This window comes from Cupriavidus sp. 207A1 (assembly GCF_057798955.1).
In genome coordinates this window covers 230,324-255,206 of record NZ_JBYOJO010000009.1, presented here as the reverse complement: position 1 = coordinate 255,206, position 24,883 = coordinate 230,324, and the positions used below count along the sequence as shown (strand labels likewise).

The following is a 24,883-nucleotide window of genomic DNA, read 5'->3' as shown; positions in this document are numbered from 1 at the left end:
ATGCCCCAGCCCGTCTATCTCGAAAGCATCGGCCTGCTCGGCCCCGGCCTGAGCGGCTGGCAGCAGGCCAGTGCCGTGCTCGCCGGACGCGCGCCGTACGAGCATGCGGCCACCGAGCTGCCGCTGCCGTCGGGCCTGCCACCGGCAGAGCGCCGCCGCACCGGACCCACCGTCCGGCTGGCGCTTGGCGTCGGCCAGCAGGCAGTGGCTGCCGGCGGCTGCGATGCCGCGCAGTTGCCGACGATCTTTACCTCGTCCAGCAGCGATGGCCAAAACTTCCATGCCATCTGCGAAGCGCTGGCGCAGCCCGAGCCGCTGATGTCGCCCACGCGCTTCCACAACTCCGTGCACAACGCGACCGCCGGCTACTGGTCGATTGCAGCCGGCGCGATGCGCGCCTCCAACGTGCTGTGCGCGATGGACGGCAGCTTTGGCGCGGGGCTGCTGGAAGGCGTACTGCAGGCCAGCGCCGATGCCGAGCCCTGCCTGCTGATTGCCTATGACACCGGCTATCCGGAGCCGCTGCACAGCTGCCGGCCGATTCCCGATCCGTTCGGCGTGGCCCTGCTGCTCACGCCGCAACCGAGCCCGCGCTCGCTGGCGCGCATCGCGGTGGCGCTGACACAGGCACCGGCCACCGCGATGGCGGACGCCGCTTTGGAAGCGCTGCGCCAGTCAGCCCCGGCCGCGCGCGCGCTGCCGCTGCTGGCCGCCATCGCCCGCGGCGAGACCGGCACGGTGGTGCTGGATTATCTGGACACGCTGCGGATCGAAGCCGAGGTCACCAGCCTCGGCAGCCAGGCCGATGCCTGAAACAATCAGGGACCGCGCCTGGATCGCGGCGCGCATTCCGCACCAGGGCAGCATGTGCCTGCTCGACGGCGTGGTGGCGTGGGACGCGGCATCGATCCGCTGCACGGCAAGCAGCCACACGCATGCGGAGAATCCGCTGCGCGCGCAGGACCGGCTGGCAGCGGTATGCGGGATCGAATATGCCGCGCAGGCCATGGCCGTGCACGGCGCCTTGCTGGCCGAGGCCGGGCAGGCAGGCGGCGCGCCGCAGCGCCCGCGCACGGGCTACCTTGCCAGCGTGCGCAAGCTGGTGCTGCAGGTGGAACGGCTCGACGACATCGCGGCGCCGCTGGAGGTCACGGCGGAGCGCATCAGCGGCGAAGGTGCCACCGTGCTCTACGCCTTTGCCGTCAGCGCCGCGGGACGTACGCTGCTGTCGGGCCGCGCGGCGGTCATCCTGGATGCCGCCGCGCTTGGCGCTGACGCAGGCTGAAGCCTGCCGGCCAGCACCCTCGCTTCAGCGCGCCGGCAGGATCTTGCCCGACACCGTACCGAAGCCGACGCGATAGCCGTCGCCCTGGCAGTAGCCGGTCATGAGCACGTCGTCGCCGTCCTGCAGGAAGCTGCGCTGGCTGCCATCGGCCAGCGTCAGCGGCTCGGCCCCGTTGCGGGTCAGCTCGAGCAGGCTGCCGTAAGAGTCCGGCGTGGTGCCGCTGATCGTGCCCGAGCCCATCAGGTCGCCCACGCGCACATTGCAGCCCGACACCGTGTGGTGCGCCAGCTGCTGCGCCATGGTCCAGTACATCGCCTTGAAGTTGGTGCGGCAGATGGTGCTGGGCGCCGCTGCGCCTGCGGGCTGCAGCGCGACTTCCAGCGCGATGTCGTAGGCGTTCTTGCCTTGCTGCTGCAGGTAGGGCAGCGGCTCGGGCGATTGCGCGGGATTGTCGCGGCGGAACGGCTCGAGCGCTTCCATGGTGACCACCCACGGCGAGATCGAGGTACCGAAGCCCTTGCTGTTGAACGGCCCCAGCGGCACGTATTCCCATTGCTGGATATCGCGCGCGCTCCAGTCGTTGAGCAGCACCATGCCGAACATATGCGACGGCGCGTCGGCGGTGCTGACCGGCTCGCCCAGGGCCGAGGGCTTGCCGACGACAAAGCCCATCTCCAGTTCGAAATCCAGCTTGCGGCAGGCGCTGAAGACCGGGCGCGCCTCGTTCGGCAGCTTGATCTGGCCATTGGGGCGATGCAGCGGCGTGCCGCTCACCACCACCGAGCTGGCGCGGCCGTTGTAGCCGATCGGGATTTCCAGCCAGTTCGGCAGCAGCGCATTGTCCGGATCGCGGAACATGCGGCCGACGTTGGTGGCGTGCTCCTTCGACGAATAGAAATCCGTGTAGCCCGGTATCTCGACCGGCAGGTGCAGCGTCGCGGCCGACATCGGCACCAGCGCCTGGTCGCGCAGGGAGGCATTGTCGCGCAACGCGGCGTCGGCACCGGACAACAGCGCCGTCAGGCGCCGGCGCGTTTCGCTCCAGACCGGCTGGCCCAGCGCGATGAAGCGATTGAGACTGGCCGCGGCAAAGGTGCCCCGGGCCGCTTCAGGCAGCAGGCCGGCCTGGTCCAGCGCGTCGAGGTCCACGACCTGGTCACCGATGGCAACGCCGACTCGGGGCGCCCGGCCTTGGGTGGAAAACACGCCGTAGGGAAGGTTTTGCAGCGAAAAATGGGTGTTGCCGTCGTTGGCGCTGTCGATCCAGCTGGTTTGGGGGGCGGTCATCGGGATACTCCGAAAATTTTGGTGGCACTTGTCACATGCGGTGACGCGTCACGCCTGGCGGGCGCCTGCCCTCTCCCGCAAGCGGGAGAGAGAAAACCGGGCGGGCCAGGCGGCCGGGATCAGCGGGTGTTCGGGTTGAAATGCTTCTTCAGGCCTTGCCAGCAGGTGTAGTACTCCTGCTGCAGCGACGCCGACTGCGCCGCGTACGGCGTCGGTCGGATCACGCCCGGGGTTTCGAACATGAACGCCATGGTGTTTTCGATATGGTGCGGCGTCGAGGTGTCGGCAACGCTGGCCTTCTCGAACGTCTCCGCATCGGGGCCGTGGCCGCTCATGCAGTTGTGCAGGCTGGCGCCGCCCGGCGCGAAGCCTTCGGCCTTGGCGTCGTAGACGCCCGAGATCAGGCCCATGAACTCGCTGGCGATATTGCGGTGGAACCAGGGCGGGCGGAACGAGTCCTGCATGGCCAGCCAGCGCGGCCCGAAGATGACGAAGTCGATGGTGTCGACGCCCGGCGTATCCGACGGCGATTGCAGCACCAGGAAGATCGACGGATCCGGATGGTCGTAGCTGATCGAGCCGATGGTGTTGAAGCGGCGCAGGTCGTACTTGTACGGCGCGTAGTTGCCATGCCAGGCCACCACGTCGAGCGGAGAGTGGCCGATGTCGGCGCGCCACAGGTTGCCCTGGAACTTGGCCACCAGCTCGAACGCGCCTTCGCGGTCTTCGTAGCTGGCCACCGGTGTCAGGAAGTCGCGCGGATTGGCCAGGCCATTCGAGCCGATCACGCCCAGGTCGGGCAGCCGGAACAGCGCACCATAGTTCTCGCAGATATAGCCGCGCGCCTCGCCGTCGGGCAGCTCCACGCGGAAACGCACGCCCCGCGGGATCACCACGATCTCGTGCGGCTCGGCTTCCAGGCGGCCCAGTTCGGTCACCATCAGCAGCCGGCCCTGCTGCGGCACGATCAGCATCTCGCCGTCGGCGTTGTAGAAAAAGCGGTCCTGCATCGAGCGGTTGGCCAGGTACAGGTGGATGCCGCAGCCGGTCATCGCCTCGGGGCCGCCATTGCCGGCCATGGTGACGATGCCGTCGACAAAGTCGGTCGCCACCGAGGGCATCGCCGGCGGGCTCCAGCGCATCTGGTTCGGCGACGGCGGCACCTGGTCGAAGCGGCTCAGGAAACGCGACTGTTCGATCAGCGTGAACGGCTTGTGCATTGCCGCCGGGCGGATGCGGTACAGCCACGAGCGGCGGTTGTGCGCGCGCGGCGCCGTGAACGCCGTGCCGGACAACTGCTCGGCATACAGGCCATAGGGCGCGCGCTGGGGCGAGTTCTGGCCGACCGGCAGCGCGCCGGGCAGTGCCTCGGTGGCGAATTCATTGGCGAAGCCGGACATATAGCCGTGCTCGGCAAGCTGGGTATGCGTGAGGTCCATGGTGTGGTCTTGCGTCTCCGGGGTGGGTCCATCAGCGCAGCGCTGGCCGCACGGCGCTTGAATTACGTATTGTGCAATGAATTTACCATATCGTAATCACCGAAACCGGGCGTGTCAAACCGCGGAGGCGCGCGGGCAGCACGCGGCGCTCTTGCAGTTGTAGGCGGCGGAATCGGGAAATGGGGAGGACGCCGCTGGGGCGTGCCAGAAGCGGAAGAAGACAGTAAGGCTCGAAAGCGCCGGTTCAGGCAGTCAGGCCTGCGGCGTCAGGGAGCAGAAACGGCTCTCGGGACAAAAGCGGCTCGGCGCGCGCCGGAGGGCACGCGCCGCTTGCGGAGGGTGGCCTGGAGGCCCGCCGCCGGACCGGCCCGCACAAGCATGCGTCCGGCCAGGCAGAAGGCGGATCAGACCGGTTTGTGGCCCTCGCCGGTGCCGGGGCCGAAACCGCCGCCGGAGGCCGGTGCCGCGGCCGGTGCCGGCGCGCTGCCAGCGGGCTGGCCGGCCATCGAGGCAGCGGTCACGCCGCCGTTGCGGCTGGCAATGAAAGCGTTGACGTCAGCGGCAAGGTGCTGCGGCGCCAGCACCACTTCGAGGCCCAGCGCCTCGCAGGCCGCCAGGAAGGTCGACATGCGGGGGTCGGCCTGACCTGATTCTGCCCGGAGGTAAGCCTCCCGGGAAATGCCCGCCTTGCGGGCAACGTCCTCCTGCTTGAGCTTGCGCGCGCGGCGCAGCGCCCGCAGTTGCCGGAACGGTTCGCTAGCGCCTCTCGGCACGGCTGTACTGTTCATGTCGGTCTCCAGTCACCAGTGAAAAAAAGTGCGCGGACGTGCATTCGAGTATAGAGCACGCAAAGCGTTCCGTATGTAACCGCCGAAACACTTTGTGCAGATTTATTGCTGGCCCGTCATCTTGCGCCGGCATCTACCGGAAGGCGCCCCTCCAAGCGTCGGACAGAGCACAACACCTTCCCGCCGCCTTGACAGTAACGAGCCCTCGGAATTTGCGTTGACGTCACATGCATAGCTGTATGACGTTATGGCCTCCCCAGCACAACAACGCAAGTCGGGGCAACTACCATGCATCCGGTTTCGTTGACAAACCGACCGGTCGTGCTATTCTTCGTTGCATGCAGAAAGGACATCTCACCCGCAAAGCCATCATCGAGCAGGCGCTGGACGCCGCCGCCAAGGTCGGCTTCGAGCAGTTGTCGCTGGCCACGCTGGCGGCCGACACCAATATGTCCAAGAGCGGCCTGTACGCGCACTTCAAGTCCAAGGAGATGCTGCAGCAGGCGGTGCTGGACCTGGCGGTGGAGCGTTTCGGCGACATCGTGATCCGGCCGGCGATGCGCCAGCCGCGCGGCATGCCGCGATTGCAGGCGCTGTTCGAAGGCTACCTGGAATGGCTTGGCGGCACGGTGACGCAGGGGCGGTGCCTGTTTACCGCGCTGGGGCAGGAGTATCGCGACCGGCCCGGCTCTATCCGCGACCTGGTGGTGCAGTCGCTGAAGGACTGGCACAGCACCATCGCGCGGGTGGTGGGGGACGCCATCGAGGAAGGCCAGTTCGGGCCGCACGTCGACCCGCGCCAGTTCGCCTTCGAGCTGTCCGGCATCGGCATGGCCTTCCAGCAGTCGTTCAAGCTGCTGGGGCGGCAGGATGCGGAAGCGATGGCGCGGCACGCCTTCGCGGCCCTGGCCGCGCGCGCGGCGGCAGGCGCGCCCCATCCCGCGAGGACCTGACATCGGCGCCGGCGCTATCCCGCCGGCAGGCAGCAAACCGCTCCGGCGGCTTTTTTTGTACTGAAAAAAGCACGACTGGTCGGTCTTTTAGAAAGCGCGAGACGCCGCCGGCCCGCCCGGTTCCGATGACGTCGCGCAATCCAGAATCCATTGGAGGTGCAGGTCGTGACGCAAGCAGTCTCTTCTCCTTCCCCGGTTTCCCCCTCTCCCGCCGTGGCCGCGACCGCCTTGCGCAGCCCAGATGCGTCGTCCCCCGCCAGCCGCGACGGTACCTTGCAGCGTGCCCTGATGGGCTTGCAGCGCTTGCGCTGGCAAGCCGGCAGTGTGCTGATGCCCGCGGCGACGGCGCGTCGGCTCGAGCGGATCTGGTTCTGCCCGCCGCGGGGTGTCGCCACTTCCGCTGCCCGGCATGCGCTGGACAGTGCGCGCGCAGACTGGGCCCTGGTAACCGGCCATGGACCCAGCCGGCGGGTGCGGGTCTACCGCTGGGGCAGCGCAGGTCCGGTGGTGCTGCTCGCCCATGGCTGGGGCGGTCATGCGGGCCAGTGGCATGCGGCGATCGACGGCCTGCTGGCAGCGGGCATGCGGGTGGTCGCCTTCGATGCGCTGTCGCACGGCGCCTCCGATGCCGGCGCGCGCGGCGCCGCGCAGAGTTCGGTGCTGGAAATGTCGCGCTCGCTGCTGGCGGCAGCCTGGCATGCCGGGCCGGTCCATGCCGTGGTGGCGCATTCGCTCGGCGGCGCGGCCGCGGCGCTGGCGCTGCGCGAAGGCCTGCCGGCACGCGCCGCGGTGCTGCTGGGCGCGCCCGCCGACATGCGCGCGGCATGCGCCGCGCTGGCGTGGCAGCTGGGCGTGGCGCCGGCGGTGCTGGGCCGCATGCAACGCCACAGCGAACGCTGGCTCGGCATGCCATGGTCGGCCTTCAACGTGCCGGACCTGGGCCGCGCCCGCCCGGTGCCGCCTACGCTGGTGATCCATGACCGCGACGACAAGGAAGTGCGCTGGGAAGACGGCGCGGCCATCGCCGGTGCCTGGCCTGGCGCCCGGCTGGAGACCACCACCGGCCTCGGCCATCGCCGCATCCTGCGCGATCCCGCGGTGATCCAGCGCATCGCCGAATTCATCCGGCCGCCATCCGGGCCGTGCCAGCTACCGGTATCCGCCGGCCTGGCCGTGGCCTGAACCAGGAGACCATCATGTACCTGGTAAGCAACGATATGACCGCCACCCTGCCCGCCCGCAGCTCGCTGCGGCTGGTCGCCGGGCCCGGCGAACGGGTGGCAGTGCGCTGCACCGCCGGCGAATTGTGGCTGATCCGCGATGGCGATCCGAAGGACACGGCGCTGACCGCAAGCGAGTGCTTTACGTTGTCCGACGCCGGCCATGTCGAGCTGTATGCGATCACCGCCGCCTCTCTGCATGTCAGCCGCTGCAAGGCGGCTCCCGGCCCGGTTCGCGACCCATGGCGGCAGCGCCTATCGCGCTGGCTCGGCCCGCGCCGCCACGGCTATACCGGCGCCAGCCGCTGACACGAGCCACCACCCCGTCTGCCATCCGCCGACAAGCCCTGCCCGCTTGCCGCCCCAGGGCGTTGGTGGATGGGTGTGCGCCATGGCGGTTAATTGCGCAATCGCCATGGCAAACATCGCTGACCTTGCCGCCCGCGCCGCGGATACCTGCCGACGCAACCTCAGCCTTCTTCGCCAAGCAGCATCTCGCGCAGCCGGAACTTCTGGATCTTGCCGGCGGGCGTGGCCGGCAGCGCGTCACGCACCACCAGTTTCTCCGGGATGTATTGCAGCGCCATCTTCTGCTGCCTGAGCCAGTCGACCATGCCGGCCATGTCGATCGACTGCCCCGGGCGTGGCACGACGAAGGCGCAGGCACGCTCGCCCAACCGCGCATCGGGATAGGCCACGATCGCCACCTGCGCCACCGCGGGATGCCGGTACAGCAGGGTCTCGACTTCCAGCACGGGGATGTTCTCGCCGCCGCGAATGATCACGTCCTTGCTGCGGCCGGCGATGCGCAGGTAGCCGTGCGCGTCCAGCTGCGCCAGGTCGCCGGTGTCGAACCAGCCGTCGGCATCGGTGCTGTTCAGGTGCGGCCGCTTCAGGTAGCCGCCGAAATTCGAACAGGCCCGCACCAGCAGGCGCCCGGTCTGCCCCGCGGGCAGGTCCGCGTCGGCGCCGTCCACCACCCTTAGCTCCACGCCGGGCAGCGGGCAGCCGTCGGTAGTCGAGGCACGCGTTTCGGGATCGTCCGGCAGGGTCGTGGTCACGGCGCCGTTCTCCGACATGCCCCATGCCGAGACGATCGTGGCGTCCAGCGCCGAGCGCGCGCGCTCCACCAGCGCCCCCGGGATCGGCGCGCCAGCGCACAGGAAGGTGCGCAGGCTCGGCACGGGCGTGCCGGACTCCGCCACCACGCGGGCCAGGTCGGTCAGGAACGGTGTCGAACCCATGGTGAAGGTCACACCTTGCTCGCGGATCAGCGCCGCCGCGCGCGCCGGGTCCCAGATATCCTGCAGCACCGCATGCGCGCCCAGCACCACCGGCATCATCAGTCCGTACATGAAGCCGGTCTGGTGCGCCATCGGCGAGGCCATCAGCACTACGTCGTCGCCGGTGAGATGGAGCCGGCCGGCATAGGCGACGATGTTGGAGAACAGCGTGTTCGCGGTATGCATCACGCCCTTGGGTTCACCGGTGGTGCCGGAGGTGTAGATCAGCTGGGTGACGTCATCCGGACCGGGGCGGCTGCCCAGCAGGATGGCGGCGGCATCGGTGTCGTCCTCCCAGGGCGGGCCGCTCAGCAGCGCCTCGAAGCTGTCGTCGCCGTCGCCGTCCACGGCGACGACATGACGCAGCGCGGGCAGCGCATCGCGCAAACCCCGCAGCATGTGCGCATGATCGAAGCCGCGGAACGTCTTCGGCACGACCACCACCTTGCTTTGGGCGTGCGCCAGCATGAACGACAGCTCGCGCTCGCGGAAGATCGGCATGACCGGGTTGAGCACTGCGCCCAGCCGCGCGCAGGCCAGGTACAGCACGCTCAGGTGCCAGCCGTTGGGCAATTGGCATGAGACCACGTCGCCGGTAACGATGCCGAGGCGGGAAAGCCCTAGCGCCACGCGATCGGCCATGCGCGCCAGCTCCCGCCAGGTGAAGCGCGTCACCTGTTGACGTTCGATGCTGAGCGCCGTCAACGCGGTTGCGTCGGGCCGTTCCCGCACGCATGCGGCAAGATAGTCGTTGATGGTACGGTCCTGCCAGTGCCCGCCGGCAACGCTGGCGGCACGGCGCGGCGCGATCAGTACGGCGTCGAAATCCATGGCGTTCTCCTCGTTGTTGTGTGCTGCCAGTCGTTGCGTCAGGCGCGCGCGTCAGGCCGGCACCGCCTCGCGCCCGGCGCGGGTGCGCGCGATGATGGTCTTCATGATCTGCGCGGTGCCGTCGCCGATCTGGAAGCCGAGCACGTCGCGCAGGCGCTGCTCCATCACGCCGCGGTCATAGCCGCCGTGGCCGAACGACAGCAGGCACTGGTGCACCACGTCGTACGCCAGCTTGGGTGCCCACCACTTGCACATCGCGGCTTCGGCGGTATGCGGCAGGCCGCGGTCCTTCAGCCACAGCGTCTGCAGGCACAGCAGCCGCGCGCCCTGCACCTGGGTCTCGAAGTCGGCCAGCGGATGCGACACGCCCTGGAACGCCGACAGCGGCTTGCCGAAGGCCTGGCGCTCCGCCACATAGGTCCAGGTCTCGTCCAGCGCTGCCTGGGCCACCGCCAGCACCTGCAGCCCGATCAGCGCGCGCGAGAAGTCGAAGCCCTGCATCACCTGCACGAAGCCCTCCCCTTCCTTGCCCAGCAGGTGGCTGGCCGGCACGCGCACGTTCTCGAAGAAGATCGAGCCGCGCCCGATGGCGCGCTGGCCATGGCAGTCGAAGCGGTTGCGCGTGATGCCCGGCAGCTCCATCGGCACCAGCAGCGCCGACACGCCGCGCGCTCCCGACTCCACCGAACCGCTGCGCGCGAACACCACTGCGGCATCGGCCTGGTCGGCGGCGGAGATCGAGGTCTTCTCGCCATTGAGCACATAGTGGTCGCCATCGCGCTCCATGCGCAGGCGCAGGCTGGCCGCGTCGGAGCCGCCGCGCGGCTCGGTCAGCGCGATCGCCAGCAGCGCTTCGCCGCGCGTCAGGCGCTGCAGCCAGGGGCCGGCGATCTCCGGCCGCGCATGGTGCGCCAGGATCTGCCCGTTCAGCGATGCCAGCAGGTTGATGTACGACAGGCTCAGGTCGGCGCGCGCCACCGCTTCGTGGATCACGCCGGCGGCGAGCGAGCCCAGGCCCTGCCCGCCATACTGTTCCGGCAGCTCGGGCGCGATAAAGCCCATCTCGCCCATCTCTCGCATCAGCGCGCGGTCGAGCACGCGGGTGCGGTCGCGCTCCAGGCAGCCGGGTGCGACGCGCGCGTCGGCAAAGCGGCGCGCGTGTTCCGCCAGCGCCATCAGTTCTTCGTCAAGGTAGGGATTCATGTTCGTCTCCGCGCGGTTGGGCCGGCTTACTTCGCGTACTTGCGGAAATCCGGCTTGCGCTTTTCCTGGAAGGCGCGCACGCCCTCGCGCGATTCCTCGGTGTCGTAATAGAGCTTGAGCGCGTACATGCCCATGCCGGCGATGCCGCCCTGGTGCGCGGTGTCCATGTTGAACGAACGCTTGGCGATGGCGATCGCGGTCGGGCTCTTTTCCAGGATCTCGTCGCACCACTTCTGCACTTCGGCGTCGAGCTGCTCGTGCGGCACCACGGCGTTGACCAGGCCCATCGCCAGCGCTTCGGCGGCGGGATAGCGGCGGCACAGGTACCAGATCTCGCGCGCCTTCTTTTCGCCCACCACGCGCGCCAGGAAGGCGGTGCCGTAGCCGGGGTCGACCGAGCCAACCTTCGGCCCGACCTGCCCGAACACGGCCTTGTCCGAGGCAATGGTGAAATCGCAGATCGTGCACAGCACGTTGCCGCCGCCGATGGCATAGCCCTGCACGCGCGCGATCACCGGCTTGGGCACGTCGCGGATGGCGTTGTGCAGTTCTTCCATCGGCAGGCCGATGGTGCCGCGGCCGTCGTACTGGCCCTCGTGCGCGGACTGGTCGCCGCCGGTGCAGAACGCCTTGTCGCCGGCGCCGGCCAGCACGATGGCGCCGATCTCGCGGTCATAACCGGCGCGGTTGATGGCGTGGATCAATTCGTCGCAGGTGCGGCCGCGGAAGGCGTTCATCTTTTCCGGGCGGTTGATGACGATCCAGGCCGCGCCGTTGCGCACTTCATAGCGGATGTCTTCGTATTGCATGGTGGTCTCCGTTGTCTGGTTGGGATGGTTTGCGCTCAGCCGTTCATGGTCAGGCCGCCCGACACGCTCAGCACTTGCCCGGTGATGAAGGCCGCATCGTCGCCGGCAAAGAACAGCACCGCGCCGGGCAGGTCGTCGGGCTGCCCGATGCGGCCCAGCGGGATCGAGCGGGTGAAGGCTTCCACCAGCTTCTCGGGGTTGCCCGCGCCCTGCTTGTAGTCCTCGAACAACGCGGTCTCGGTCGGCCCCGGGCACACCACGTTCACGGTGATGCCGTGGCGCGCATGCTCGCGCGCGATGGTCTTGGAGAACGACACCAGTCCGCCCTTGCACGCGGCGTACACCGCCTCGCCGGACGAACCCACGCGCGCGGCATCGGAGGCGATATTGACGATGCGCCCGCGCTTGCGCGCCACCATGCCGGGCAGCACCGCGTGGTGCATATGCAGCGCGCCGGTCAGGTTGATGGCGATCAGCCGCTCCCACTGCGCCGGCTCGGTCTTGACGAACGGACGGAACACATCCCAGCCGGCGTTGTTGACCAGCACGTCGATGGGTCCCAACTCCTGCTCCACCGCCGCCACCGCCGCATCGACGCTGGCGCGATCGGTGATGTCACAGCGCACCGCCAGCGCGCGGCCGCCGGCATCGCGGATCTGCGCCGCCACGCGTTCGCCCGCGTCCGGGTTCAGGTCGAGCACCCCCACCGCCGCGCCCGCACGTGCAAAGCGCAAACAGGTTGCGCCGCCGATACCGCCACCACCGCCGGTCACGATGACCGTCTTGCCTTCGAGTCCTTGCACAGCCGTTCTCCTTTCAGGGTTCCGGTGCTATCGTGCCGGCGGTGTCGCCGCCACATGCGCCTTTATTTACGTAAATATATTGACGTATACTAGGCGCGACCGAGACCGCGTGCAAGGCCGCTATCCTTTGGAAATCACTATGGTTAACCCCGACCAGGGAGGCGAACTCCCGACTAACGCGCGCATGGAACTGGCCAACCGGCTGTTCTTTCGCCTGTACCAATGCGCAAACATGTTGCATAAAACCGGCTCGCGAGCCGTCGAAGCGGAAGGCTTGACGACACAGCAGTGGGCCGTGCTGGGCGCGCTGTCGCGGCCGGAAGCCGCCGATGGCATGAGCGTCGGCGACCTGGCCCGTTACCTGATGGTGAGCCGCCAGAACCTGTCCGGGCTGGTCAGCCGGATGGAACGGGACGGCCACGTCACGCTGGCGCCTGACGGGCGCGACCGCCGCTCGCGGCTGGTGCGGATGAGCGAGCCGGGCCGCGAGGTGTGGCTCCACCAGGCGCAGCCGAAGATCCGGCAGTACTACGAGCAGGCGCTGGACGGCTTCTCCACCAACGACCTGACGCACACGCTGCATTACCTGCTGAAGTTGCTGGACAACATGCGCGCACTGGACGCGCCGGAGGGTGGCGACGGCGGGCCGGCACAGGACTAAGGCGGATCGCTGTATCAGGACTGATACACAGCAGCCCATCCCGAGCCGTCGGGCACCGCGGCATTTCCCGCGACGCGGCCCACCACGTCGGCTGGCGCGCAATATGCGTCGGTGTGGGGTTGCTCAGGCCCCCGGCGCTGCGCCGGGACTCCCTGAACCACTGCCCCGGCTTGCTGCGATCGGTCGCGTGCGCGCAGCCGGGACGGCGTTCGATCGATCCTTACCGGAGATCCCGCCATGACCCGCTATATCGTGCTAGCCAGCTTCACCGACCAGGGCATCCGCGCCGTCAAGGACACCACCAAGCGCGCCGCCGCGGTGCGCGAGATGGGCGCGCGCTTCGGGGTGCAGATGAAAGACATCTACTGGACCCTGGGCAAATACGACATCGTGCTGACCGTCGAAGCCCAGGATGACGCCAGCATGACCGCCTTCGGCCTGGCGGTGGGCGCGCTCGGCAACGTGCGCACGCAGACGCTGCGGGCCTTCAACGTCGACGAGATGCAGGAGATTATCGACAAGATGAGTTGAACCGCCCTGGCACTCTGTCCATGTCATCAAGAACGCCCGCCATGGCGCCTGGCGGGCGTTGTTGCTGCTGGCTGGTGCGCGCTTTCCGGATATCCGACGGCCTTGTCAGACGGCGCCCGATACCTCGGCCACGGCACAGCGCTGACACTCATACTGCCAACTTCCGGAGAGCGCCATGCCAGGCAAGAATATCCATGTCGTGCCGACCCATAACGGCTGGGCCGTCGAAGCGGAAGGACGCGCCGGCAACCAGCAGCGATTCACGTCGATGGACCATGCGATCGCCACCGGCATGGAAAAAGCCAGGCGCGCAAAGGTCGAGTTGCTGATCCATGGAAAAGACCACCAGATCATGGAGCGCAACTGCTTCGGCAACGCTTCCGGTGACGCCGACGGGTAATGGAAGGGAAACCTCGTGCAGGGTACCATCGTGCAGGGCACCATCGGCAACGTGCCTGGACGACTCTAATCGCGGACAACCCGATGCGCAATTTGAGAGGTTTTTACATCCTTCTGATCGCCGTCACCATTGCGTTCATCTGGATACTGCTGCCCTTCTACAGCGCGATCCTGTGGGGCACCATACTTGCCATCCTGTTCCATCCCATGCACCGCAAGCTGACGGTGCGATTCGGCAACCGGGAAAATCTCGCGGCATTGACCACGCTGCTGGTCTGCGTGCTGATGGCCATTGTCCCGGTATTCCTGATGATTGCCACGCTCGCACAGGAAGTGGCTTTTGCCTACCAGCAAATCAAGACCGGCAAATGGGATTTCGGGCAGTACTTCCAGACCGCCGTACAAGCCCTGCCGGCTTCCATCGAGAACTGGCTGAACGAAATCGGGTTGGCCGACGTCGCGGGCCTGCAGGCAAAACTGACCGAAGGGGCCGCCCGCATCAGCCAGTTCATGGCGGCCCAGGCTGTCGCCATTGGCCAGAACACGCTGCAGTTCGCGGTTGGCCTCGGTGTCATGCTGTACCTCGTGTTTTTCCTGCTGCGTGACGGTGCGGTGATTTCCCATCGCTTCCGCGAAGCCATGCCGCTGAGCGACGCGCACACCCGCCGGCTGGTCGGCCGGTTCACCACCGTGGTCCGCGCCACGGTCAAGGGCAACGTGGTGGTGGCGGCGGTGCAGGGCATTCTGGGCGGCCTGGCTTTCCTGCTGCTGGGCATCAACGGCGCGCTGCTGTGGGGCACGCTGATGGCGTTCCTGTCGCTGCTGCCGGCCGTTGGCGCCGCGCTGGTCTGGGGCCCCGCCGCGATTTATTTCCTGCTGGCCGGCCCGGTCTGGAAAGGCGTCGCGCTCATTGCCATCGGTACCCTCGTCATCGGCGCGGTGGACAACCTGCTGCGCCCTGTCCTGGTCGGCAAGGACACCAAGTTGCCGGACTGGCTCGTGCTGATCTCGACCCTCGGCGGCATGTCGGTGTTTGGCATCAACGGCTTTGTGATAGGTCCGCTGATTGCCGCGCTGTTTATGTCGTGCTGGGATATCTCGGTGATCGAGGATCGCGACGACACCATGTGACCGGTTCACGCCGCCATTTCGCCATGTCGCCGTGCTCTCCACGTTGACAAAACAACTGCGAACACCCAGACAAAACCCCTAGAAACAAGAATTATTCTCATTTATTATTCGGCCTTTTGCTTTTATCCCGGGCCGTCATGCTTTTCCGCCGTCTTGCCATACCTGCCGCCGCCAGTTCGCTGCTGCTGCCTGCCGTTGTCTCCCACGCCGCCGAAGAGCCGGCCACGCTGCCGTCCGTGACAGTCAGCGCCGCCGCTGACGGGCAGACCGACATCGGTTTCGCCACGCGCCGGGCGGCTGGCGTGACCAAATCCGGCGAAGCGGCGGCCGACGCAGCGCAATCGATCACCGTGATCACGCGCGACCTGCTCGACAGCCAGCAGGCGCAGAACCTCAGCGACGCGCTGCAGAACTCGGCCGGCGTGGTTACCAACGTCTATGGCCGGCGCGGCTGGGACGACTTCATCATCCGCGGCCAGCGTGCCTCGGAATCGATCTTTGCCGACGGGCTGCTGGTCGACAGCAACAACCGCGTGGCGCAGGAGCTGTTCGGCGTGGAGCGCGTGGAAGTGCTCAAGGGACCGGCCTCGATACTGTTCGGCGCGGTGCAGCCCGGCGGCCTGGTCAACATGGTCAGCAAGCGCCCGCGCGCGGAACTGTTCGGCGAACTGGGCCTGACCGTCGGCAACTATGGCTTCCGGCAGATGACGGTCGATGTGGGCACGCCGCTGGCCAAGGACAGCAAGGCGGCGTTCCGCCTGAACGGGCTGATGATGAACAGCGACGATCCGACCGACTTCGTCTGGTATCGCAACCGCTGGATCGCGCCGTCGCTGACGCTCGACCTGGGCGCGCGCACGGACTTCACCATCCTGGCCAGCCACAACCAGCGCAACTACGTGCGCCAGCAGGGCCTGCCCGTGAATGGCACGCTGGTGCCGAACCGCAATGGCGTGGTGCCGGCCAACCGCTTTATCGGCGAACCGGATGCCCCTTCCTATGACGGCGAGCAGAACCGCATCGGCTACGCGCTGACGCACCGGTTCGACTCGGGCTGGACCCTGAACCAGAACCTGCGCTACCAGACCTCGTCGTTGACCGGTACGCTGGTATCGGCCGGCACCATGGCGCTCAACAGCCAGTCGATGAACCGCAGCGGCACGCAGCAGAACTTTTCGGGCAATTCGTTCGGCGTCGACACCAACGTGCAGCGGACTTTTGCGTTCACGGGCCATGCCCACAACGTGACCTTCGGCATCGACTACCGGCATACCAAGGAAGACCGCCTGCAGAAGACGTGCCGCGTGGCCGCGCTGAACGTTTACAGCCCGGTCTATGGCGCCAGCATCAACTGCCCGCCAGCCTATAGCGTGGATGCGACCGATACGCTGGATGCGCTGGGCCTTTACCTGCGCGACCAGGTCCGCATCGGGCAGCGCTGGACCGTCACCGGCGGCGTGCGCTACGAATCCGCGCGGACGGGCACAACCGACCGGCTCGCCTCGTCGCGTACCGACAATGACAACAACGCCGTCACCGGCAGCGCCGGCGTGATGTACGACCTGACGCACTGGGCGCGACCGTACGCGAGCTTCGCCACGTCGTTCCTGCCCAACGCCGGCACCGATGTCAGCGGCGCCACCTTCAGGCCCGAGAAGGGTCGCCAGTACGAGGTCGGCGTCAAGTTCGACATGCCGGACAAGTCCGGCCTGCTGACGCTGGCGGCGTTCGACCTGACGCGCACCAATGTGCTCAGCAGCGATCCGGTCAACACGGGTTTCAGCATGGCCGTGGGCGAGCAGCGCTCGCGCGGGCTGGAAGTGGAACTGACGCAGGATCTCGGCAATGGCCTCAGCGTATCGGCGGCCTACGCCTACATCGCCAGCGAAGTCACCGAGGACACCACCGCCGCAAACGTCGGCAAGCCGCTGAACAGCGTGCCGCGGCACAGCTTCTCGGTCTGGAGCCAGTATCGCCTGCGTGGCGCGCTGGCCGGCTGGTACGTCGGCGCCGGCGTGCGGGGCGAGAGCGCCAAGCGCGGCTACAGCTTCAACTACACCGTGCCGGGCTACGCCGTCGCCGATCTTGCCGTCGGCTACGTGGCCTCGCACTGGCGCGCGGCATTCAACGTCAAGAACGTGTTCGACAAGATGTACTACGCGGGTGGCCTGAACAACAACGTGCTGCCGGTGGGCAATCCGCGCGTCGCCATGCTCAACGTGACCATGAACTATTGAAGCTGGGGTGGTGTTCCGCCGGCGATGCGAAACACCACCGCTCCTTGTGACTAGGCCGGGCTAGGCCGAAGCGGGCTCCAGGATCTGCCCGCCGCCATAGCTGGACTGCACCGGCACCGGTCCGCCCGCCGTCATCCTGATTGCGCAGTACTTGAACTCGGGAATCTTGCCGAACGGGTCCAGCGCCGCGTTGGTCAGCTTGTTGATCGCCGCCTCGTAGTAGCAGAACGGCACGAACACGGCGCCGCGCGGCGTGCCGGCATCGGCGCGCGCATAGAGCGTGACCTCTCCGCGCCGCGATGACAGCGTGACCACGCCGCCCGGCGTGCCGCCGAGCGCATCCAGGTCGAGCGGATGCACCAGCGCCACCGGATCGGGCTCGATCGCGTCCAGCACGCCGGCGCGGCGCGTCATGCTGCCGGTATGCCAGTGCTCGAGCTGGCGTCCGGTGATCAGCACCATCGGGTAGTCTGCATCCGGCCGCTCGGCCGCCGGGATGATATCGGCCGGCACGAAACGGCCCCGCCCCGTGGCGGTCGGGAAGCTGTCGACGAAGATCACCGGCTCGCCCGGATCGCCCTCTTCCTTGCACGGATACGTCACCGCGTGTTCGCGCTCCAGCCGCTCCCAGGTCACGCCGCCGATGCTCGGCATCGCCTGCCGCATCTCGTTGAACACGTCCTCGACGCTGTCGTAGCGCCAGTCCAGCCCCAGCTGTGCCGCCATCTGCTGGACGATCCACAGGTCCTGGCGCGCCTGCCCCGGCGGATTCAGCGCCTGCCGTCCGAGCTGCACGGTGCGGTCGGTGTTGGTGAAGGTGCCGGTCTTTTCGGGGAAGGCCGAGGCCGGCAGCACCACGTCGGCCAGGTACGCGGTCTCGGTCAGGAAGATGTCCTGCACCACCAGGTGGTCCAGCGATGCCAGCGCCTCGCGCGCATGCTCGGCGTCAGGGTCGGACATCGCGGGGTTCTCGCCCATGATGTACATGCCGCGCACTTCGCCGCGCTCGATCGCCTGCATCACCTCGACCACGGTCAGGCCTGGCTGGCGGTCCAGCGGCATGCCCCACAGCGCTTCGAAGCTGGCGATCGCCAGCGGGTCGTCGACGCGCCGGTAGTCCGGGTACATCATCGGGATCAGCCCCGCGTCGGAAGCGCCCTGCACGTTGTTCTGGCCGCGCAGCGGATGCAGGCCGGTGCCGGGGCGGCCGATCTGGCCGGTCATCAGCGCCAGCGCGATCAGGCAGCGCGCGTTGTCGGTGCCATGCACGTGCTGCGACACACCCATGCCCCACAGGATCATCGAACTCTTCGCGGTGGCATAGACGCGCGCGACCTCGCGGATGGTTTCGGCGTCGATGCCGCAGATCGGCGCCATCAGCTCGGGGCTGTACGCGGCGACGTTGCGCTGCAGTTCGTCGAAGCCGATGGTGCGGCTGTCGATGAAGTCCTGGTCGACCAGCCCTTCGTTGACGATGACATGCATCATCGCGTTAAGCAGCGCCACGTCGGCATCGGGCTTGAACTGCAGGAAGCGCCAGGCGAAACGCGCCAGGTCCGAGCGGCGCGGATCGGCCACGATCAGCTTGGTGCCGTTCTTCACGGCGTTCTTGATCCAGCTGGCGGCGACCGGATGGTTCACGGTCGGGTTGGCGCCGATCACGATCACCACCTCGGCCTTGTCGACATCCATCACCGGATTGGACACCGCGCCCGAGCCGATCCCTTCCAGCAGCGCCGCCACCGACGAGGCATGGCACAACCGCGTGCAGTGGTCGACGTTGTTGCTGCCGAAGCCGGTGCGCACAAGCTTCTGGAACAGGTAGGCCTCTTCATTGCTGCCCTTGGCCGAACCAAACCCGGCCAGCGCGCGCTTGCCATGGGTATCGCGGATCTGCGCGAGCTTGCCGCCGGCCAGCGCCAGCGCTTCTTCCCAGCTGGCTTCGCGGAACACGTCCATGACGTGGTCGGGATCCATGACGAAATCGCCCTGCTTCGGCACGCCGTCGCGGCGCACCAGCGGCACCGTCAGCCGCTGCGGATGCTGGACGTAGTCGAAGCCGTAACGGCCCTTCACGCACAGGCGCTGGTGGTTGGCCGGGCCATCGCGCCCTTCCACGAACAAAATGCGGTTGTCCTTGACGTTGTAGGTCAGCTGGCAGCCGACGCCGCAGTACGGGCACACCGATTCCACCTGCTTGTCGGGCACCGCCAGCGCGGCATCGCGCGCGGGCATCAGCGCGCCGGTCGGGCAGGCCTGCACGCATTCGCCGCAGGCGACGCAGGTGGAGGCGCCCATCGGGTCGTCCATGTCGAACACGATGCGGGCTTCGTCGCCGCGCAGCGCCAGGCCGATCACGTCGTTGACCTGTTCGTCGCGGCACGCGCGCAGGCAGCGGGTGCACTGGATGCAGGCATCCAGGTTGACCGCGATGGCCGGATGCGACAGGTCCGCCGCCACGCGTTCGCGCGGGGCGAAGCGCGGCTTGCCGACTTCCAGCCGGGCAGCCCATTGGTCAAGCTCGTTGTTGCGCGTGTATTCCGCTTCCGGCATGTCTGACTGCAGCAGTTCCAGCACGGTGCGCTGGGCGCGGCGGGCGCGCGCCGATTCGGTCTGCACCTGCATGCCTGCGGCGGGAAAGCGGCAGCACGACGGGGCCAGCACGCGCTCGCCCTGGATCTCGACCATGCAGGCGCGGCAATTGCCGGCGGGCTCGAGGCCGTCCTTGTAGCACAGGTGCGGCACGTCGAAGCCTTCGCGCTGCGCCACCTTCAGCAGGGTTTCGCCGGGCTGGGCGCTCACCTCGCGGCCGTTGAGGGTGAAGGTGACGGCTGGTTCGGCGGATTCGACAAGCGCGCGTTCGGCGCGGGTCAGTGCATTCATGTCTGTCTCTCAGGCTCGGGCCGGCATCAGGCCAGTTCGTGCGGGAAGTACTTGATCACGCAGTCGACGGGGTTCGGCGCGGCCTGTCCCAAGCCGCAGATCGAGGCATCGCGCATCACCGCGGACAGGTCATCCAGCGCCGCCAGGTCCCACTTCGGCTGGCGGATCAGGTCGAGCGTCTTGGCCGTGCCGGTGCGGCACGGCGTGCATTGTCCGCACGACTCGTGCTTGAAGAAGTGCATCAGGTTGCGCGCCGCCTGCGTGGCGCTGTCGTGGTCGGACAGGATCACGATCGCGGCCGAGCCGATAAAGCAGCCGTAGGGCTGCAGCGTATCGAAGTCCAGCGGAATATTGCCCAGCGCCGCCGGCAGGATGCCGCCCGACGCGCCGCCCGGCAGGTAGCCGTAGAACGCATGGCCGTCGAGCATGCCGCCGCAGTATTCGTCGATCAGCTCGCGCACCGTGATCCCGGCCGGCGCCAGGTGCACGCCAGGTCGTTTGACCCGGCCCGAGACCGAGAACGAACGCAGGCCCTTGCGCCCGTTGCGCCCTTGCGAGGCAAACCACTCGGCGCCCTTCTCGAGGATGTCGCGCACCCAGTACAGGGTTTCGAAGTTGTGCTCCAGCGTCGGCCGCCCGAACAGCCCCACCTGCGCCACATAAGGCGGACGCAGCCGCGGCATGCCGCGCTTGCCTTCGATCGATTCGATCATGGCCGACTCTTCGCCGCAGATATACGCGCCCGCGCCGCGACGCAGCTCGATGCGCGGCAGGCCAGGGACCGGAGGGTCCTGCTGCAACTGCTGCAAGGCCGCGGACAGCAGCGCGCGGCAGCCCGCATATTCGTCGCGCAGGTAGATATAGATCGCCGCCACGTCGACCACATGCGCCGCGATCAGCATGCCCTCGAGGAAGCGATGCGGATCGCGTTCCAGGTAGACCCGGTCCTTGAAGGTGCCGGGCTCGCCCTCGTCGATATTGACCGCCATCAGCCGCGGCGCGGCTTCGCCGCGCACGATGCGCCATTTGCGCCCGGTCGGGAAGCCCGCGCCGCCCAGGCCGCGCAGGCCGGAATCCTCCATCGTGGCCAGCACCGCGTCCGGGTCGAGCGCGCCGCCGGCCAGGGCCTTCAGCAAGGCATAGCCGCCGTCGCGCCGGTAGGTGTCGTAGTCGATATGGGGTTCGGGCGCATGGCGCACGGCCTTGGCCTGCACGGCGTTACCGATGGCCTCGGCTGTCGCGGCATCGACCGGATTCTGCCCGACCAGCGCTGCCGGCGCCTTCTCGCAGCGGCCGATGCAGGGCGCGGCGACCACCCGCACGTCGGTGCCGAGCAGCGCCGGCAGCTTGTCGATCAGGGCCTGCGCACCGGCCAGCTCGCAGGCAATGCCTTCGCACACCCGCACGGTCAGCGCGGGCGGCGGGGCGATCTGGCCGTCGGCATCCTCGCGCACCACGTCGAAGTGGTGGTAGAAGGTGGCGACCTCGTAGACCTCGGTCATCGACAGCCGCAGTTCGCTGGCCAGCGCCACCAGGTGCGGCATGGCCAGCTGGCCGTAGCGGTCGTTGATGCAGTGCAGGTGTTCGATCAGCAGGTCGCGCCGGCGGGGCATGTCGCCCAGCGCCACGCGCACTTCGGCCAGCGCGGCCGCGTCGACCTGCCGGCCCTTGGGCTGGCGGCGCTTGCGCTGCCGGCTGAGGCCCGTGGCCTCGAGGGGAATGACAACCTGGTTCATGGCGTGCCTGGAGGATGTTGTTGGTGGGGATGCGGTGCGCGATCAGGAAGGCGTCCGGCGGGCCGCCCTCCTGTCGTGCCTTGTTGTTGTCGTATTGTGCTCTACCGGGCGCGACGGCTGTGCAGGCATCGCAGCCGCACGCGCCCGGGTACCGCCGGCGCCGGTGGGCGCCGTACTGCTTTCTTCATCAGGTCAGGTCTTCGGGCACGGTACGGTAACCCATCGGCGCAGCGGTGTTGGCATGCACGTACTTGCGGGCATGGGCCTCGCGCATCGGCTTGAGCACGAACAGCGCCATCGCCGCGGTCAGTGCCGCCATGCCCGCGGCCACCATGAATACCGCGTGCCAGCTGCCGGTGGCGGCGGTGATCACGCTCGAGAACGGCACCAGCAATGCCGCCGTGCCCTTGGCGGTGTACAGCAGGCCGGCGTTGGTGGCGGCAAACTTGGGCCCGAAGGTATCGCCGCAGGTGGCCGGGAACAGGCTGTAGATCTCGCCCCAGGCGAAGAACACCACGCCGGTCAGGATCACGAAGGCGACCGGATGGTGTCCGTACTTCGACAGCAGCAGGATGCCGACGGCCTCGACCGCGAAGGCGAAGAACATGGTGCGTTCACGGCCGATATGGTCGGAGATCCAGCCGAAGAACGGACGTGTCAGGCCATTGAGCACGCGGTCGATGGTCAGCGCAAACGTCAGCGCCGGCAGCGTCAGGCCGAGGATGGAGATCGGCGCCTCGTGCAGGCCGAAGTCCTTGGCGATCGGGCCCAGCTGCGCGGTGGCCATCAGGCCGCCGGCGGCCATCATCACGAACATCGCGTACATGACCCAGAAGATCGGCGACTTCAGCACCTCGCGCGGCGACGCGTTGTAGGTGGCGGCCGTCTTCAGCGTGGTCTTGACCTCGTTCAGGATCTTGGCCGACGGCGGGTACAGGGCCATGCCGAGGATAAACACCACCAGCCCCTGGCCCAGGCCGAACCACAGGAATGCCGCCTCATAGCCGGAGCTCTTGATCATGTTGGCGATCGGCACCACGGTGAGCGCCGAGCCGGCGCCAAAACCCGCCGCGGTGATACCCGCCGCCAGGCCGCGGCGATTCGGGAACCACTTCAGCGCATTGCCCACGCAGGTGCCATACACCGCGCCCGCGCCCAGGCCGCCGATGGCCGCCGCAACATAAAGCATGGGCAGCGAGGACGCCACCGAGTTAAGCGCCCAGGCCACTGCGCACAGCAGGCCGCCGCCCACCACCACCGGGCGCGGGCCGTACTTGTCGACCAGGTAGCCCTCGATCGGCACCAGCCAGGTTTCGGTCACAACGAAGATGGTGAATGCGACCTGGATCGCGGTACGGCCCCAGCCGTATTTGTCGTCGATCGGGTTGACGAACAGGGTCCAGCCATACTGCATGTTGGCGATCATCGCCATGCAGATCACGCCAAATACCAGTTGCACCCACGGCGACGCAAAGCGCGACGTGGACTCCCTCTGCTGCAATTCCATGATGTCTCCTTATAGCGGCGAACCGCCAAGGTGGAAGATGGGCGCCTTCAGACGCCTCTGCGTGACTCTCGGTCGAAGAACAGCTTAGCCGTCCCAGTGCTATACGGTATGTGATATATCAGGTAAGTCAAGCGTATTCTTCGCGGCTGTGCAGCATGCAGCCGCGTTACCTGGTGCCGTAGCCGTCACGGACCGCACGCGACTGGTGCGCAAGCGGAATCAATGGCAGTTCCGGCAGCATCAAGAGTCCTTGGAAATCAAGCAGTTGCCTTGCGGCGGGTCATAAATCGGCCGACGCACGGCATCCGCAAGCATGCCGGGGATCTCGCCATCGAAAAACCGGGAAAACGATCGGTTCGGGAAAGTCCCTAGATGCAAACATGGATGTCCGGCCGTGTCCGTATCGATATGGAATGTCGGGGAATCCACGCGGGGCACGCACGGTGCCGATGGTTGACGGCGCGCAAGCAGGCGCCAAGGCGTTCGCTCTTGCGAACCGAGGGAAGAGAACGAAGGGAGGTAAGGAGAATGGCGGCCGTACTCGCCGTGATGGTCGCAAGGGATGCCGGCCGCTACAGCCCTTGCCTTCAGCGCTTCAGCGCGAACGCGCCGCACGCCTGGCGGCGTCAGGCATAGGCGAGTTCACCGGCGGCGGGCACGATGCGCGACGTGCGGGCGCGGCCCACGCCGTCGCTGTGCTGGTCCGAGCCCAGGCCAGCGAAGCGGCCATGGTCCTGCGCGGTGACCAGCACATCCATGGGCAGGCGCGTGGCCAGCAGCGTGGTCACGCCCACACCGACAGCAATCAGGGCCAGGCCAAGGGCGACGAGAAGAGCGACTTCCATTTGAAAACTCCAGTAGCGTTGTGATCAGGAGTTTTCATTATATGCTGCGCCGCACTATGTGTAAATATCCTGTATGTAATATATCAATAGAGCGTGTGCACTAATCCAACACTCTTCTCGCCTCTCCTCAAACCGTCGTCGCTTCGCGCCTGCGGACAGGCGGCTCCTGGTATTCCTGGCCGCGCAAGGCATCCCAGATCGCGGCAGCGTTGGGCTTGAGCGACCGGCTCTTGCGCCGCACCAGCATCACCGTCGACGTCACCTGGGGTCGCAGCGGCCGCATCACGGCTGCCGGATGCATGCCCCCGGCCTGCGCCCGCGACGGCAGCACGCCGATGCCCAGGCCCAGCGCCACCATGCCGAACACCGCAGCGAAATGGCCCAGCAACTGCAGCGAGCCCGCGCGCACGTGATAGCTGCTGAGCGCCTTTTCCACCACGGGCTGCACGCCGCATTGCTGGTCCAGCGTGAGCACGCTGGCATCGCAGAGGTCGCCCCAGCCTACGGTGTCGTGCTGGGCCAGCGGATGCTTGGCGGGCAGCACGGCGTGATAGGCGTCGACGCACAACGGTTCGCAATACAGGTCGTCGCCGGCGCGCGGATCGGTGGCGATGCCGAAATCGACCTCGCCGCTGCGCACACTCTGCAGCACCGATTCCTGCGAACGGTCCTTCAGGTGGATGGCGATCGCCGGCCACGCCTGCCGGCAGCCGGCCAGCCAGGTCGGCAGCGACATCGAGCTCAGCACCGGGTCCGACGCGATCTGCACCAGGCCCTGGCATGGGCGGCTGGCGCTCTGGCTGTCGCGCAGGGTCTGCTCCACTTCGTCGATCAGGTGGCAGATGCGCTGGGACAAGTGCTGGCCGGCGTCGGTCAGCTCCACCTGGCGCGTGGTGCGGTCGAACAGGCGCTGGTCGATCTCTTCTTCCAGCTCGCGCACGCTGCGGCTGACCGCGGATTGCGTCAGGCCCAGTTCGACCGCGGCGCGGGTAAAGCTCTTGTGCCGCGCCACCGCGGCAAAGGCCTTCAGTTGCGGGAGCGAGATATTCATG

22 protein-coding genes are annotated in these 24,883 nt (G+C 67.5%); 10 read left to right on the top strand and 12 right to left on the bottom strand.

Annotation, left to right across the window (positions count from 1 at the left end; genetic code table 11):
* A complete protein-coding gene (locus AC3FMM_RS18630) occupies window positions 1-813 on the top strand; it encodes a beta-ketoacyl synthase chain length factor (protein WP_326347304.1) in 813 nt (270 codons plus the stop codon).
* Entirely contained in the window at window positions 806-1,285 is a 480-nt protein-coding gene (locus AC3FMM_RS18625) for a hotdog family protein (protein ID WP_115713052.1), read from the top strand. The genes AC3FMM_RS18630 and AC3FMM_RS18625 overlap by 8 nt, the downstream gene beginning before the upstream one ends.
* A gap of 24 nt (window positions 1,286-1,309) precedes the next feature.
* On the opposite strand, the gene fahA is transcribed toward AC3FMM_RS18625, so the two are convergent.
* The 3 genes from fahA to AC3FMM_RS18610 all read right to left on the bottom strand — a co-directional run bounded on the left by fahA (window position 1,310) and on the right by AC3FMM_RS18610 (window position 4,799).
* Window positions 1,310-2,572, bottom strand: coding sequence for a fumarylacetoacetase (gene fahA, locus AC3FMM_RS18620; RefSeq protein ID WP_488687248.1), 1,263 nt, complete (start codon window positions 2,570-2,572; stop codon window positions 1,310-1,312).
* A gap of 119 nt (window positions 2,573-2,691) precedes the next feature.
* Window positions 2,692-4,011 carry a homogentisate 1,2-dioxygenase gene (gene hmgA, locus AC3FMM_RS18615; RefSeq protein ID WP_488687247.1) on the bottom strand — a complete coding sequence of 440 codons (1,320 nt, stop codon included), beginning with the start codon at window positions 4,009-4,011 and terminating at the stop codon, window positions 2,692-2,694.
* 404 nt (window positions 4,012-4,415) lie between these two features.
* Window positions 4,416-4,799 (bottom strand): helix-turn-helix domain-containing protein, encoded by a 384-nt coding sequence (locus AC3FMM_RS18610; RefSeq protein ID WP_115713049.1) that lies wholly within the window; start codon window positions 4,797-4,799, stop codon window positions 4,416-4,418.
* A 338-nt stretch (window positions 4,800-5,137) separates the two neighbouring features.
* On the opposite strand from AC3FMM_RS18610, the gene AC3FMM_RS18605 reads away from it, so the two are divergent.
* The 3 genes from AC3FMM_RS18605 to AC3FMM_RS18595 all read left to right on the top strand — a co-directional run bounded on the left by AC3FMM_RS18605 (window position 5,138) and on the right by AC3FMM_RS18595 (window position 7,281).
* Entirely contained in the window at window positions 5,138-5,752 is a 615-nt protein-coding gene (locus AC3FMM_RS18605; RefSeq protein WP_240987843.1) for a TetR/AcrR family transcriptional regulator, read from the top strand.
* Between the two features lie 165 nt (window positions 5,753-5,917).
* Window positions 5,918-6,934, top strand: coding sequence for an alpha/beta fold hydrolase (locus tag AC3FMM_RS18600; RefSeq protein WP_116314806.1), 1,017 nt, complete (start codon window positions 5,918-5,920; stop codon window positions 6,932-6,934).
* A 14-nt stretch (window positions 6,935-6,948) separates the two neighbouring features.
* Window positions 6,949-7,281, top strand: a complete 333-nt coding sequence (locus tag AC3FMM_RS18595) for a DUF2917 domain-containing protein (RefSeq protein ID WP_116314566.1) — start codon at window positions 6,949-6,951, stop codon at window positions 7,279-7,281.
* A 161-nt stretch (window positions 7,282-7,442) separates the two neighbouring features.
* On the opposite strand, the gene aliA is transcribed toward AC3FMM_RS18595, so the two are convergent.
* From aliA to badH, 4 genes are read right to left on the bottom strand one after another with little or no spacing between them, the layout of a single operon-like run.
* Window positions 7,443-9,086, bottom strand: coding sequence for a cyclohexanecarboxylate-CoA ligase (aliA, locus tag AC3FMM_RS18590; RefSeq protein WP_488687246.1), 1,644 nt, complete (start codon window positions 9,084-9,086; stop codon window positions 7,443-7,445).
* Window positions 9,087-9,137: 51 nt separating this feature from the next.
* Window positions 9,138-10,289 (bottom strand): cyclohexanecarboxyl-CoA dehydrogenase, encoded by a 1,152-nt coding sequence (gene aliB, locus AC3FMM_RS18585; RefSeq protein ID WP_326347301.1) that lies wholly within the window; start codon window positions 10,287-10,289, stop codon window positions 9,138-9,140.
* Between the two features lie 26 nt (window positions 10,290-10,315).
* The gene (gene badI, locus AC3FMM_RS18580; RefSeq protein ID WP_115682683.1) at window positions 10,316-11,098 is read right to left on the bottom strand and encodes a 2-ketocyclohexanecarboxyl-CoA hydrolase; all 783 of its coding nucleotides are present in this window, start codon (window positions 11,096-11,098) and stop codon (window positions 10,316-10,318) included.
* A gap of 35 nt (window positions 11,099-11,133) precedes the next feature.
* Window positions 11,134-11,901 carry a 2-hydroxycyclohexanecarboxyl-CoA dehydrogenase gene (gene badH / locus AC3FMM_RS18575; protein WP_115713043.1) on the bottom strand — a complete coding sequence of 256 codons (768 nt, stop codon included), beginning with the start codon at window positions 11,899-11,901 and terminating at the stop codon, window positions 11,134-11,136.
* A 139-nt stretch (window positions 11,902-12,040) separates the two neighbouring features.
* Here badH and AC3FMM_RS18570 point away from each other — a divergent pair, with 139 nt between their 5' ends.
* The 5 genes from AC3FMM_RS18570 to AC3FMM_RS18550 all read left to right on the top strand — a co-directional run bounded on the left by AC3FMM_RS18570 (window position 12,041) and on the right by AC3FMM_RS18550 (window position 16,860).
* Window positions 12,041-12,562, top strand: coding sequence for a MarR family winged helix-turn-helix transcriptional regulator (locus AC3FMM_RS18570; protein WP_115713042.1), 522 nt, complete (start codon window positions 12,041-12,043; stop codon window positions 12,560-12,562).
* A gap of 237 nt (window positions 12,563-12,799) precedes the next feature.
* Window positions 12,800-13,093 (top strand): GYD domain-containing protein, encoded by a 294-nt coding sequence (locus tag AC3FMM_RS18565; RefSeq protein ID WP_116314571.1) that lies wholly within the window; start codon window positions 12,800-12,802, stop codon window positions 13,091-13,093.
* Window positions 13,094-13,268: 175 nt separating this feature from the next.
* On the top strand, window positions 13,269-13,493 hold the full coding sequence (locus AC3FMM_RS18560; protein ID WP_115713036.1) for a DUF2188 domain-containing protein: 225 nt from the start codon (window positions 13,269-13,271) through the stop codon (window positions 13,491-13,493).
* Window positions 13,494-13,576: 83 nt separating this feature from the next.
* Window positions 13,577-14,623 carry an AI-2E family transporter gene (locus tag AC3FMM_RS18555; protein ID WP_115682688.1) on the top strand — a complete coding sequence of 349 codons (1,047 nt, stop codon included), beginning with the start codon at window positions 13,577-13,579 and terminating at the stop codon, window positions 14,621-14,623.
* Between the two features lie 137 nt (window positions 14,624-14,760).
* Window positions 14,761-16,860, top strand: a complete 2,100-nt coding sequence (locus AC3FMM_RS18550; RefSeq protein ID WP_116314572.1) for a TonB-dependent siderophore receptor — start codon at window positions 14,761-14,763, stop codon at window positions 16,858-16,860.
* Window positions 16,861-16,920: 60 nt separating this feature from the next.
* On the opposite strand, the gene fdhF is transcribed toward AC3FMM_RS18550, so the two are convergent.
* The 5 genes from fdhF to AC3FMM_RS18525 all read right to left on the bottom strand — a co-directional run bounded on the left by fdhF (window position 16,921) and on the right by AC3FMM_RS18525 (window position 24,882).
* Complete coding sequence (fdhF, locus tag AC3FMM_RS18545) at window positions 16,921-19,743, bottom strand: formate dehydrogenase subunit alpha (protein ID WP_488687245.1); 2,823 nt, start codon at window positions 19,741-19,743, stop codon at window positions 16,921-16,923.
* A gap of 26 nt (window positions 19,744-19,769) precedes the next feature.
* Window positions 19,770-21,479, bottom strand: coding sequence for an NADH-ubiquinone oxidoreductase-F iron-sulfur binding region domain-containing protein (locus tag AC3FMM_RS18540; protein WP_115713033.1), 1,710 nt, complete (start codon window positions 21,477-21,479; stop codon window positions 19,770-19,772).
* Window positions 21,480-21,666: 187 nt separating this feature from the next.
* The gene (gene oxlT, locus AC3FMM_RS18535) at window positions 21,667-22,986 is read right to left on the bottom strand and encodes an oxalate/formate MFS antiporter (protein WP_326347297.1); all 1,320 of its coding nucleotides are present in this window, start codon (window positions 22,984-22,986) and stop codon (window positions 21,667-21,669) included.
* 626 nt (window positions 22,987-23,612) lie between these two features.
* A complete protein-coding gene (locus AC3FMM_RS18530) occupies window positions 23,613-23,831 on the bottom strand; it encodes a hypothetical protein (protein ID WP_115713032.1) in 219 nt (72 codons plus the stop codon).
* Window positions 23,832-23,958: 127 nt separating this feature from the next.
* The gene (locus AC3FMM_RS18525) at window positions 23,959-24,882 is read right to left on the bottom strand and encodes a LysR family transcriptional regulator (RefSeq protein WP_115713031.1); all 924 of its coding nucleotides are present in this window, start codon (window positions 24,880-24,882) and stop codon (window positions 23,959-23,961) included.
* Window position 24,883 lies beyond the last annotated feature (1 nt).